Here is a 12816-nt window from a genome sequence, read left to right as displayed (position 1 = left end):
GGAGATCAGGAACGCCGTCCCGTCCCAGAGGAAGGAGAGCGGGATGAGGTGGACACCGCTCTCGGTGCCCGAGCCCGGCCGCGCGCCCCTTTTGTCGGTGCCGGGCCATAGGATCGGTTGCCGGTAGTGGAATCGGCAGGAACGGACGGCGACGTGGCTACGCAGAGTACGGACAAGGGCGCGGCTGGTGGCGGCGGGGCCGGTGAGCGCCCCCGGCTGATGCTGCTCGACGGGCACTCGATGGCCTACCGGGCGTACTACGCGCTGCCCGTGGAGAACTTCAACACCTCCACCGGCCAGCCCACCAACGCGGTGTACGGCTTCGCCTCGATGCTCGCCAACACCGTCCGCGACGAGAAGCCCACCCACCTCGCGGTGGCCTTCGACCTGTCCCGGCAGACCTTCCGCTCCGCCGAGTTCCCCGACTACAAGGCCAACCGCGCCAAGACCCCGGACGAGTTCCGCAGCCAGGTCGGCCTGATCGGCGAACTGCTCGACGCCATGAGCGTCCCCCGGATGACGGTCGAGGGCTTCGAGGCGGACGACATCATCGCCACCCTCGCCACCGCCGCCGAGGCGGCCGGCTTCGAGGTGCAGATCGTCACCGGCGACCGCGACTCCCTCCAACTGGTGACCGACCACGTCACCGTCCTCTACCCCACCAAGGGCGTCTCCGAGCTCACCCGCTACACCCCGGAGAAGGTCGCCGAGAAGTACGGCGTCACCCCCCGCCAGTACCCCGACCTGGCGGCCCTGCGCGGCGACCCGTCCGACAACCTGCCCGGCATCCCCGGCGTCGGCGAGAAGACCGCCGCCAAGTGGGTCAACCAGTTCGGCTCCTTCGACGAACTGGTCTCCCGCGCCGACGAGGTCAAGGGCAAGATCGGCGAGAAGCTGCGCGAGCACCTCGACTCGGTCAAGCGCAACCGCATCCTCACCGAGCTGGTCCGCGACGTCGAACTCCCGCTCGGCGTCGCCGACCTGGCCCGCTCCCCGTTCGACCGGGCCGCCGTCGGCACCCTCATGGAGTCGCTGGAGTTCCGCAACAACAACTTCCGCGACCGCGTCTACGGCATCGACCCGGGCGCCGAGCAGCCCGAGGCCGAGGCCGAACTCGCCCCCGGCGTCGAGGTCGACGGCGAACTGCTCACCGACGCCGGCGCCCTGGCCGCCTGGCTGGAGCGCCACGCCAGCGCCGGCCGGATCGCGCTCACCGCCGTCTACCGGTGGGCCCTCGGCAGCGGCGAGGTCACCGAGGTCGCCCTCGCGGTCGGCGAGTCGGCCGCCTGGTTCGACCCGGCGCTGCTCGCCGAGGAGGACGAGCGCGCCTTCGCCGCCTGGCTCGCCGACCCGGCCGCCCCCAAGGCGCTGCACATCGCCAAGCAGGTCATGCGCGCCTTCGCCGAACGCGGCTGGACCATCGAGGGCGTCGTCGCCGACACCGCGCTGGCCGCCTACCTGGAGAAGCCCGGCCGGCGCACCTTCACCCTGGAGGTCCTCGCCGAGGAGTACCTGGCCCGCTCGCTCACCCCCGCGCCCGCCGCCGAGTCCGGCCAGCTCTCCTTCGACGCCCCGGAGGAGGACGCCGCCGCCGGCGCCAACGCGCTGATGCTCCAGGCCCGGGCCGTCCTCGACCTCGCCGAGCTGTTCGACACCCGCCTCGCCGAGGCCGGCGCCACCGAGCTGCTGCGCGACATGGAGCTGCCGATCGCCGCGCTGCTGGCCCGGATGGAGCGCTACGGCATCGCCGCCGACCGCCCCTGGCTGACCGGCCTGGAGTCCCAGTTCGCCGCCGAGATCCAGCGCTGCGTCGAGGAGGCGCACGCCGCCGCCGGCCACGAGTTCAACCTCGGCTCGCCCAAGCAGCTCCAGGAGATCCTCTTCGGCGAGCTGGCCCTGCCCAAGACCAAGAAGATCAAGACCGGGTACACCACCGACGCCGACGCGCTGACCTGGCTCGCCACCCAGACCGACAACGAACTGCCGGTCATCCTGCTGCGCCACCGCGACCAGGCCAAGCTGCGCACCACCGTCGAGGGCCTGCTGAAGACGGTCTCCCCGGCCGGGCGGATCCACACCACCTTCAATCAGATGGTCGCCGCCACCGGCCGGCTCTCCTCGCAGGACCCGAACCTGCAGAACATCCCCGTCCGCACCGAGGAGGGCCGCGCCATCCGCCGCGCCTTCGTCGTCGGCGAGGGCTACGAGGCGCTGCTGACCGCCGATTACTCGCAGATCGAGCTGCGCATCATGGCCCACCTCTCCGAGGACGAGGCCCTCGTCGAGGCCTTCGCCAGCGGCGAGGACCTCCACACCACCGTCGCCTCCCAGGTCTTCGAGGTCCCCGGCGACCGGGTCGACGCCGAGATGCGCCGCAAGATCAAGGCGATGTCCTACGGCCTGGCGTACGGGCTCTCCGCCTACGGCCTCTCGCAGCAGCTCGGCATCAAGCCGGCCGAGGCGCAGGGCCTGATGGACACCTACTTCGAGCGCTTCGGCGGGGTGCGCGACTACCTGCGCCGGGTGGTCGACGAGGCCCGCGCCACCGGGTACACCGAGACCCTGCTCGGCCGCCGCCGCTACCTGCCGGACCTCAACAGCGACAACCGCCAGCGCCGCGAGATGGCCGAGCGGATGGCCCTCAACGCCCCCATCCAGGGCTCGGCCGCCGACATCGTCAAGATCGCGATGCTGCGGGTGGACGAGGCGCTGCGCGGGGCCGGTCTGGCGTCCCGGATGCTCCTCCAGGTGCACGACGAGATCGTGCTGGAGCTGGCCCCCGGCGAGCGCGAGCGCGTCGAGGCGCTGGTCCGCGAGCAGATGGCCGGCGCCTACCCGCTGCGCGCGCCGCTGGACGTCTCGGTCGGCGTCGGCGCGGACTGGGAGGCCGCCGCGCACTGACCGCAGGCGTCCTGATGTCGCGTCAGCCGCGGGCGACCGGAGCGCACTCCGGTCGCCCGCGGCTCAACGCCCGTCTCAGCGGCGGGCGTTGGCGCGCCGGGTGGGCTCGGCGGTGGTCGGGTCCTCCGGCCAGGGGTGGCGGGGGTAGCGGCCTCGTAGTTCGGCGCGCACGGCCCGGTAGCCGTCCCGCCAGAAGGAGGCCAGGTCGCCGGTGACGGCGGCCGGGCGCCCCGCGGGGGAGAGCAGGTGGACGGTCAGCGGGGCTCGCCCGCCGGCCAGCGCCGGGGCCGCGGCCCAGCCGAAGAGTTCCTGCACCTTGGCCGCCAGCACCGGTCGCTCGCCGCCGTAGTCGACGCGGATCCGGGAGCCCGAGGGCACCTCGATCCGCTCCGGCGCCAGCTCGTCCAGCCGTCCGGCCTGGCCGCTCGCCCAGGGCAGCAGCCGCTGCAGCGCGGCCGCGGTGTCGATCCGGGCCAGGTCGGCGCGCCGCCGGGCCCGGGAGAGCTCCGGCTCCAGCCACTCCCCGGCCGAGGCCAGCAGTGCCCCGTCGGTGACGTCCGGCCAGGGGTCGCCGATCACCCGGTGCAGGAAGGCCAGCCGCTCGCGCAGGCCGGCCGCCCCGGCGGGCCAGTTCAGCAGCTCGGTGACGCCCTCGCGGGCCAGCCCGTCCAGCAGCGCGGCCCGCACCAGGGCCGGGTCGGGGCGCTCCAGCCGCTCGGCGGACAGCTCCACCGCGCCCAGCGAGGCGACCCGGCGGGCGGTGACCTCGCCGCGCCGGGTGTCCCAGTGGACCTCCTCCCGGGCGGCCAGCAGCGGGGCGCCGGCCAGCCGGGCGGTCTCCTCGTCCAGCGCGGCCGCGTGCAGCACCCGCGCCGAGGGCGAGCCGGCCGGGCGGTCGGCCACCGCGACGGCCAGCCACGGCAGCCCGGCCAGTGCGGTGCCGGGGGCGAGCTCGGCGGCGGTCCCGGAGGCCATCAGGTACGGGCTGCGGGTGCCCGGCTCGGGCCGCTCCACCCGGGCCCGGGCGATCCGCTCCGGGAAGGCCAGCCCGACCACCAGCCCGACCGCCGCCGCGTCCGGCAGCGCGGTCGCCGGGGTCTCGGCGACCGCGCGCAGCAGCCGCCGGACCTCCTCCCGCCAGCGCCCGGCGTAGGGGTCCGTCCGGCCGGGGGCCGCAGAGGGGCCGGAGCCGGCCCGCACCAGCCGCAGCACGGCGCCCAGGTCGTCCCCGAGCGCCCGGGGCGGTTCCTCGGAGAGCAGCGCGACCACCTCGGCGGCCCGGCGGGAGCCGACCAGCGGCGCGCCGTCCGTCAGGGCCCGGGCCAGGCGCGGGTGCAGCCCGGTGCGGGCCAGCCGCACACCGCGGTCGGTGGCCCGTCCGTCGTCGTCGACCGCGCCGAGGGCGCGCAGGGTCTGCCGGGCGGCGGCCATCGCCCCGGCGGGCGGGGCGTCGGGCAGGGCGAGCGAGGTGGCGTCGGGGTCGCCCCAGCAGGCGGCCTGGAGGGCGAACGGGGTGAGGTCGGCGAGCGCGATCTCCGGGGTGGGGAACCGCGCCGTCAGGGCGTCCTCGGCCTGCGCCCAGCACCGGTAGACGGTGCCGGGGGCCTCCCGTCCGGCCCGTCCGGCCCGCTGGCGGGCGGCGGCCAGCGAGGCCCGTACGGTGACCAGGCCGGCCAGGCCGCGGGCGTGGTCGGTGCGCGGCTCGCGGGCCAGCCCGCAGTCCACCACGACCCGCACCCCCGGCACGGTCAGCGAGGACTCGGCGACCGCGCTGGCCAGCACCACCCGCCGGGTGGCGGCGACGGTGAGCGCGGCGTCCTGGACGGCCTGCGGGGCCCTGCCGTGCAGTTGCAGCACCTCGGCCGCGGCGCCGTCCAGCAGTCCGGCGACCCGGGCGATCTCGCCGGCCCCGGGCAGGAAGCAGAGCACGTCCCCGTCCTGCTCGGCCAGCGCCCGCCGTACGGTCGCCGCGACGTGCTCCAGCAGCGCCGGGTCCACCCGGGTGCCGTGGGCGGGGCGTACGGCGCGGGCCGGGGGCGCCCAGCGCACCTCGACGGGGTGCGAGACGCCGTGCGCCTCGACGACCGGGGCGCCGCCGAGCAGCTCGGCCCAGGCCGCGGTGTCGGAGGTCGCCGAGGCGCAGACGATCCGCAGTTCGGGCCGCAGGGCGGCGCGGACGTCCAGCAGGAAGGCGAGCGCGGTGTCGGCGTCCAGGTGGCGTTCGTGGCACTCGTCGAGGACGACCACGTCGACCCCGGGCAGCTCCTGGTCGCGCTGGAGGCGCTGGAGCAGCACGCCGGTGGTGACCACCTCGACCACGGTGCGCGGGCCGGCGCGGCGCTCGCCGCGCACGGTGTGGCCGACCTCCTCGCCGACCGCGGAGCCGAGCAGCCAGGCCATCCGCCGGGCCGCCGCCCGTACCGCCAGCCGGCGCGGCTCGGCGACCAGCACCCGGCGCACCGGGCCGCCGCCGTCGCGGGCCCCGGCGTCGTCCGGCCGGTCCAGCAGGCCCGCCAGGGCGAGCGGCACCAGCGTGGTCTTGCCGGTGCCGGGCGGCGCGGCGAGGACGGCGACGCCGTGCTCGTCGAGCGCCCGGTGCAGGGCGGGCAGGGCGGTGCGGACGGGCAGGTCGCGCCAGGCGGGGTTCACCGGCCGGGCCTCAGTCCCGCTCGCAGACGAAGATCGCGGTGCCGGGGAAGAGCCGGCCGCGCAGCGGGGACCAGCCGCCCCACTCCTGCTCGTGCCCGGCCGGCCACTCCGGCTCGACCAGGTCCACCAGTCGGAAGCCGGCCCCGACCAGCTCGCGCACCCGGTCGCCGAGCGTGCGGTGGTGCTCGACGTAGGTGGCGCGGCCCTGCTCGTCCTGCTCCACGTAGGGGGTGCGGTCGAAGTAGGAGGCGGTGACGGTGAGGCCCTCCACGCCGGGCTCGTCGGGGAAGGCCCAGCGGATCGGGTGGGTCACCGAGAACACCCAGCGCCCGCCGGGCCGCAGCACCCGGCGCACCTCGCGCATCAGCGCCGCGGTGTCGGCGCTGAACGGCACCGCCCCGTACGCCGAGCAGGCCACGTCGAAGGAGCCGTCGGCGAACGGCAGCACCGCCGCGTCGGCCTGCACCAGCGGGACCGGCGGGGTGTCGCGGGCCAGGTCGATCCGCCGGGCGTGCTGCAGCTGGCGGTGCGAGATGTCCAGCGCGACCGCCCGGGCGCCCCGGGCGGCCAGCCAGCGCGAGCACTGGGCGGCGCCGGCGCCGAGCTCCAGCACGTCCTGCCCGGCGACGTCGCCGAGCAGGCCCGCCTCGGCCTCGTCCAGCCCCTCCGGGCACCAGGTGAAGCGGTCGTCGCCGAGGAAGGCGCCGTGCTCGTCCTGGTACTCGTCGGCGTTGCGGTCCCACCAGTGGCGGCTGGCCCGGCTGCTCTCGCCGGTGCCGGCGTCCCGCCGGACCGCGTCGTCGCCCTCGTCGCCGTCGTCGTCACCGTCGTGGCCGTGCGGGCCCTCGGGGTCGAAGGCGGCCGGGTCGTAGTCGAACTCGTCCGGCGCGGGTACGGGGGTGGTGGCCAAGGTGATAAAGCCCATCGCGTAGGGTGTGGGATGCGGAAGCGCCGCTGCCGTGAGACGGCCCTCAGGGGCCCGATCCCGGCGGTGGCATCCGGGGACGCCTCCCTGCGGCCGCCCACCGTCGAGGTGCGCTATCGGAGGATATGGCCTGATCCATCCCGGCCTCCACCGTCTCGCCGCCCTTGGCGTTGACCGTGCCTGGCTGTCCCCGTATGCTACAAGTTGCGCTGCGGGCCTGCGCGCCTCGGACGGAGCAGGTCGCGCTCGCATCTGTCGAAGACCCCACGGTCGCAAGACGGACGCCGGTTTCTCGTTGTACGGGAATCCCGGTGCGCCGTGTTCTGGGCTGTCCGGCTTTCGGTGGGAGCGATACGGGCCCTCCGCGTGGCATTACCTACGACTTCATGTCCGTACCGGAGCCCTTTTCCTAATGACGAGCCCCACCGACTCCTCCCTCAGCACCACCCCGCAGGTCGCGGTCAACGACATCGGCGACGCGGACGCGTTCCTCGCCGCGATCGACGAGACCATCAAGTACTTCAACGATGGCGACATCGTCGAGGGCGTCATCGTGAAGGTCGACCGTGACGAGGTCCTCCTCGACATCGGTTACAAGACCGAGGGCGTCATCCCGTCCCGCGAGCTCTCGATCAAGCACGACGTTGACCCGCACGAGGTCGTCGCCGTCGGTGACAACATCGAGGCCCTGGTTCTCCAGAAGGAGGACAAGGAGGGTCGTCTCATCCTGTCCAAGAAGCGCGCTCAGTACGAGCGTGCCTGGGGCACGATCGAGAAGATCAAGGAAGAGGACGGCATCGTCACCGGTACCGTCATCGAGGTCGTCAAGGGTGGTCTCATCCTCGACATCGGCCTCCGTGGCTTCCTCCCGGCCTCGCTCGTCGAGATGCGTCGTGTCCGTGACCTCCAGCCCTACGTGGGCAAGGAGCTCGAGGCCAAGATCATCGAGCTGGACAAGAACCGCAACAACGTGGTCCTGTCCCGCCGTGCCTGGCTGGAGCAGACCCAGAGCGAGGTCCGCCAGACCTTCCTCACCACCCTGCAGAAGGGCCAGGTGCGCTCCGGCGTCGTCTCCTCGATCGTCAACTTCGGTGCCTTCGTGGACCTGGGTGGCGTCGACGGTCTGGTCCACGTCTCCGAGCTGTCCTGGAAGCACATCGACCACCCGTCCGAGGTCGTCGAGGTCGGCCAGGAGGTCACCGTCGAGGTTCTCGACGTGGACATGGACCGCGAGCGCGTCTCCCTGTCGCTGAAGGCGACCCAGGAGGACCCGTGGCAGCAGTTCGCCCGTACCCACCAGATCGGCCAGGTCGTTCCGGGTAAGGTCACCAAGCTGGTTCCGTTCGGTGCGTTCGTCCGCGTGGACGAGGGCATCGAGGGTCTGGTCCACATCTCCGAGCTGGCCGAGCGCCACGTCGAGATCCCGGAGCAGGTCGTCCAGGTCGGCGACGAGATCTTCGTCAAGGTCATCGACATCGACCTCGAGCGTCGTCGCATCAGCCTGTCGCTCAAGCAGGCCAACGAGGCCCTGGGTGCCAACCCGGCCGAGGTCGAGTTCGACCCGACCCTGTACGGCATGGCCGCCTCGTACGACGACCAGGGCAACTACATCTACCCGGAGGGCTTCGACCCCGAGGCGAACGACTGGCTGCCCGGCTTCGAGAAGCAGCGTGAGGAGTGGGAGCGCCAGTACGCCGAGGCGCAGGCCCGCTTCGAGCAGCACCAGGCCCAGGTCATCAAGAGCCGTGAGGCCGACGCGGAGGCCGCTGCCGAGGGTGGCGACGCCGTCGCCGCCGCCGCCGGTGGCAACTACTCCTCCTCCAGCGACGAGGGCACCGGTGCGCTCGCCTCGGACGAGGCTCTCGCCGCCCTGCGCGAGAAGCTGGCCGGCGGCCAGAGCTGAGCTCTGTCCCCTCGGCTAGTGCCTAGCTGAAGGACGTGTGACCCCCACCCGGTTCGCCGGGTGGGGGTCACACGCGTTCCCGGCCGCGGATGGCCGATGGCGCTTAGGTGTCCTTTAGCTGTGGGGATTTTGTGATAAGGGGCTCATCACACCTCTCTAGGTGTTTCGTCCCGTAACACCTACCTTGGGGTGAGTTGCCCGATCGGTCCTACGATCGGCCCCACACGCAAGGGCACCACCTGCACATGCGCCGTAGCACCGCAGTGACACCCCCCGCAGTGACCCCCGACCCCGCGCTCGTCCCCGAGGACCCCAAGGTCCCCGGACGCCTCGCCGCCCTCGGCCGGTTCTGCTTCCGCCACCGCCGCTGGGTGCTCGGACTCTGGGCCGTCGTCCTGGTGCTCGGCGTGCTGATCGGCGGCCGGGTGTTCGAGGGGTCCGTCGCGGGCGCCTCCTCCGCCGCCTCCGAGGCCGACCGGGGCAGCGCCGTGGTCGCCGCCGCCGACCCGGCCAGCGGCACCGTCACCGCCCTCGTCGACGGCAGGCCCGTCGACGACCCGGCCGTCCGGGACGCCGTCACCCGTGCCACCGCCGAGATCGCCGCCCTCCCCGGCGTCTCCTCCACCGCGGACGCCTACGCCGCCGACCCGTCCGCCGCCGCGCTGCGCTCCGCCGACGGCACCGCGAGCCTGGTCTCCGTACGGATGGCCGACGGCAGCACCCCCGCCCAGGCCGACGCGGTCGCCGCGAAGCTGGCCGGGATCGGCGCGGACGGCACCACCGTCAAGGTGGGCGGTGACCTGGTGCTGGAGCAGGAGGTCAAGGAGCAGACCGAGCGGGACACCCGCTTCGGCGAGATGGTCACCCTGCCGCTCACCCTGATCGTCATGGTGCTGGTCTTCGGCGGCCTGGCCGCCGCGAGCCTGCCCGTGATCGGCGCCGTCGCCTCGGTGGGCGGCGCGCTGCTGGCCATGTTCGGCTTCAGCAAGATCATGGACATCGACACCAGCGTGCTGCCGATCGCCACCGTGCTGGGCCTGGGCCTGTCGATCGACTACGCGCTGCTCATGGTGAACCGTTTCCGCGAGGAACGCGGGCACGGCGCCACCATCGCCGCCGCCGTCGAACGCACCTCCGCCACCGCCGGCCGGACCGTCGCCTTCTCCGGGCTGACCGTCGCCGTCGCGCTCTCCGGCCTCTTCGTCTTCTCCAGCCCCGTGCTCGGCGCGGTCGCCGCCGCGGGCGTGAGCGTCGTGGTGATCGCCGTCGCCGCCGCGCTCACCCTGGTCCCCGCCCTGCTGGGCTTCGCCGGCCACCGGGTCAAGGCGCCCACCGCGCCCGTCCCCGACGAGGGCTTCTTCAGCCGCACCGTCCGCCGGGTCCGCAAGCGCGCGGTGCTCGTCGCCCTGGCCTGCACCGCGGTGCTGGTCGCCGCCGGCGCGCCGTTCCTGCACGCCGAGATGCGCAGCTCCGGCGCCTCCGTACTGCCCCACTCCTCCGTCGGCCGCCAGGTCGCCGAGGCCGTCGACCAGCGCTTCCCGCAGGCCTCCGCCGCCCCCGTCACCGTGGTCGTCGAGAGCGGCGCCCAGGCCGCCCAGGCGTACGCCGACGAGGTGGTCGCCAAGCTGCCCGGCGTCAGCGGGGTGCGCGCGGTGAGCCCTGTCGGCACCGGCGACACGGTCTCCACCATCGACGTGCTGGTGCACGGCGACCCGCAGGGCGAGCAGGCCCAGAAGGTGGTCGAGGAGCTGCGCGGCGACCGCGGCGGCCTCACCACCCACGTCACCGGCGGCGCCGCCTCGGTGGTCGACTTCAAGGACGAGCTGATGACCCGGGGCCCGATCGCCCTCGGCCTGGTCGCGCTCGGCACCCTGGTGCTGCTCTTCCTGATGACCGGGTCGGTGGTGATGCCGGTCAAGGCCCTGCTGATGAACCTGCTCTCGCTGGGCGCCTCGCTCGGCGCGCTGACCCTGGTCTTCCAGGACGGCTTCTTCAGCGGGATGCTCGGCTTCAGCCCGACCGGCGGGCTGGAGACCTTCATACCGGTGCTGGTCTTCGCCTTCGCCTTCGGCCTCTCGATGGACTACGAGGTCTTCCTGCTGGCCCGGATCAAGGAGCTGCGCGACCGCGGCTACGACAACCACCGCTCGGTGGAGCTGGGCGTCCAGCGCAGCGGCCGGATCATCACCTCGGCGGCCCTGCTGATGGTCATCGTCTTCGCGGGCTTCGCCGCCGGGGACATGCTCATGGTCAAGCAGATGGGCATCGCGCTGGCCGTCGCCGTCGCGGTGGACGCCACCCTGGTGCGCTGCCTGCTGGTGCCGGCCGCGATGAGCCTGTTCGGCGACTTCAACTGGTGGGCCCCGGCCCCGCTGCGCCGCCTGCACCGGCGGTTCGGCCTCAGCGAGCACGTCGAGCTGCCGCCGGTCAGCGCCGCCCCGGCCGTCGTCCCGGCCCCGCGCGCCGCGGCCCACGACCTGGCGGGCGTCCCCGCCGGCTGAGCCGGCGGGCCCGGCCTTCGGGGCACCCCGGCGGCCGGGCCCGTGGGGACGGCGGGGCCCGAGTGGCGGTCGGGCCGTGGGGGCGGCGGGGCTCAGCTCCGGGCGCGGTAGGCGCGCATCGCCAGCGGGACGAACACCGCGGCGATGCCCGCCGCCCAGACCAGCGACCAGAGCACCGGCGAGGCCACCGGCCCGCCGGTGAGCAGGCCGCGGACGGCGTCCGAGAGATGGGTCACCGGGTTGACGTCCGTCCAGGCCTGGAGCCAGCCCGGCATGGTGTCGACCTGGACGAAGGCGCTGCTGGTGAAGGTGATCGGGAAGATCACCACGAAGCTGAAGACCTGCACCTTCTCGGCGTCGCCCGCCAGCATCCCGATCAGCACCGCGCTCCACGAGACCGCGGCGGTGAACACCAGCAGCAGCGCGGCCGCCGCGGCCAGCCCGGGGATCCCGTTGGTCAGGTCGAAGCCCATCAGCGTGCCCAGCCCGATCATCAGCAGCATCGCCCACAGCTGTTTGCACAGGTCGGCGGCGATCCGTCCGAGCAGCGGGGCCGAGCGGGCGATCGGCAGGCTGCGCAGCCGGTCGAAGACACCCTTGGTCAGGTCGGTGTTCAGCGCCATCGCCGTGTACATCGTGGTGAAGAGCGCGTTCTGGCAGATGATCCCGGCCAGCGCGTACTGCAGGTAGGCCTGCGGGGAGCCGGCCATCTGCCCGCCCAGGACGTAGGTGAACAGCAGCACGAACATGATCGGCGTGACGCTGAAGTCCACCAGCTCCAGCGGGTTGTGCTTGACCGAGACCAGGCTGCGCCAGGCCATCGTGCCGGTCTGCCGCAGCGCGGCGACCGGGTGGACCCGGCCGGCGGGGGCGGGCGCGCGGCCCGTGACGACGGCGGTCATGACGGCCTCCCGGCCTGCTCGTAGGTGTCCTCGCCGGCGTCCTCGGCGGGACCGCCGGGGCCGCCGGGATCGGCGTCGGCGTCGGTGGGTGGCTCGGCCCGGTGGCCGGTCAGGGCGAGGAAGACCTCGTCCAGGCTGGAGCGGCGCAGCGCCAGCTCGCCGACCGCGATCCCGGCGGCGTCCAGGCGGCGGACCACGGCGGGCATCAGCTCGGGGTCGTTGACCGGGGCGGTGACCGCCCCGCCCTCGATCCGGGCGTGATCGCCGGCGGCCTCGCCGATCAGGGCGTGGGCCCGGGCCAGGTCCTCGGCGCGCAGCGGCCGCAGCTCCAGCACCTGGCCGCCGGTGCGGTCCTTGAGCTCGTCCGGGGTGCCCTCGGCGATCACCCGGCCCTTGTCGATGACCACGATCTCGTCGGCCAGCCGGTCGGCCTCGTCGAGGTACTGGGTGGTGAGCAGGGCGGTCACGCCCTCGGCGACCAGGCCGCGCAGCAGGTCCCAGACCTCGCCGCGGCTGTGCGGGTCGAGGCCGGTGGTCGGCTCGTCCAGGAAGAGGATCCGGGGCCGGCCGACCAGGCTGGCGGCCAGGTCGAGGCGCCGGCGCATGCCGCCGGAGTAGCCCTTGGCGGCGCGGGCGCCGGCGTCGGTGAGCCCGAAGCGCTCCAGCAGTTCGGCGGCCCGGGCGCGGGCCTCGGGCCGGGACAGGCCGAGCAGCCGGCCGATCATCAGCAGGTTCTCGGTGCCGGTGAGGTTCTCGTCGACGGCGGCGTACTGGCCGGTGAGGCCGAGCAGGGAGCGGACCCGGCCCGCCTCGCGGACCACGTCGTGCCCGCCGACCAGGGCCCGGCCGCCGTCGGGGCGCAGCAGGGTCGCGAAGATCCGCACGGCGGTGGTCTTGCCGGCGCCGTTGGGCCCGAGCAGGCCGAGCACGGTGCCGGATCTGGCCACCAGGTCGACGCCCGCCAGGGCCTGGGTCTCCTTGAACCGCTTGACCAGGCCTTCCGCCAGGATCGCTTCGGTCACGGCCGGACCTCCC

7 protein-coding genes are annotated in these 12816 nt (G+C 74.0%); 3 read left to right on the top strand and 4 right to left on the bottom strand.

What is annotated here, in order from left to right; all coding sequences use genetic code 11:
• Positions 1–219: 219 nt before the first annotated feature.
• Positions 220–2901, top strand: coding sequence for a DNA polymerase I (gene polA, locus ACWEQL_RS05810; protein WP_452148913.1), 2682 nt, complete (start codon positions 220–222; stop codon positions 2899–2901).
• Between the two features lie 75 nt (positions 2902–2976).
• Here the strand turns inward: polA and hrpB are convergent, their stop codons facing one another.
• Together hrpB and ACWEQL_RS05800 are read right to left on the bottom strand one after the other, a co-directional pair.
• The gene (gene hrpB, locus ACWEQL_RS05805) at positions 2977–5550 is read right to left on the bottom strand and encodes an ATP-dependent helicase HrpB (protein ID WP_452148906.1); all 2574 of its coding nucleotides are present in this window, start codon (positions 5548–5550) and stop codon (positions 2977–2979) included.
• A 10-nt stretch (positions 5551–5560) separates the two neighbouring features.
• Entirely contained in the window at positions 5561–6475 is a 915-nt protein-coding gene (locus ACWEQL_RS05800; protein ID WP_452148905.1) for a class I SAM-dependent methyltransferase, read from the bottom strand.
• Between the two features lie 412 nt (positions 6476–6887).
• Here ACWEQL_RS05800 and rpsA point away from each other — a divergent pair, with 412 nt between their 5' ends.
• Both rpsA and ACWEQL_RS05790 read left to right on the top strand, forming a co-directional pair.
• A complete protein-coding gene (gene rpsA / locus ACWEQL_RS05795) occupies positions 6888–8378 on the top strand; it encodes a 30S ribosomal protein S1 (protein WP_452148904.1) in 1491 nt (496 codons plus the stop codon).
• A gap of 278 nt (positions 8379–8656) precedes the next feature.
• The gene (locus tag ACWEQL_RS05790; RefSeq protein ID WP_452148903.1) at positions 8657–10879 is read left to right on the top strand and encodes an MMPL family transporter; all 2223 of its coding nucleotides are present in this window, start codon (positions 8657–8659) and stop codon (positions 10877–10879) included.
• A gap of 92 nt (positions 10880–10971) precedes the next feature.
• On the opposite strand, the gene ACWEQL_RS05785 is transcribed toward ACWEQL_RS05790, so the two are convergent.
• Together ACWEQL_RS05785 and ACWEQL_RS05780 are read right to left on the bottom strand one after the other, a co-directional pair.
• Entirely contained in the window at positions 10972–11781 is an 810-nt protein-coding gene (locus tag ACWEQL_RS05785) for an ABC transporter permease (protein WP_452148902.1), read from the bottom strand.
• Complete coding sequence (locus ACWEQL_RS05780) at positions 11778–12803, bottom strand: ATP-binding cassette domain-containing protein (protein ID WP_452148901.1); 1026 nt, start codon at positions 12801–12803, stop codon at positions 11778–11780. Before ACWEQL_RS05780 ends, ACWEQL_RS05785 begins: the two co-directional genes overlap by 4 nt.
• Positions 12804–12816: the final 13 nt, after the last annotated feature.

The organism is Kitasatospora sp. NPDC004240, assembly GCF_053603215.1.
Note: the sequence above shows the minus strand (reverse complement) of the source record. Positions and strands in the feature narration are given on the sequence as shown.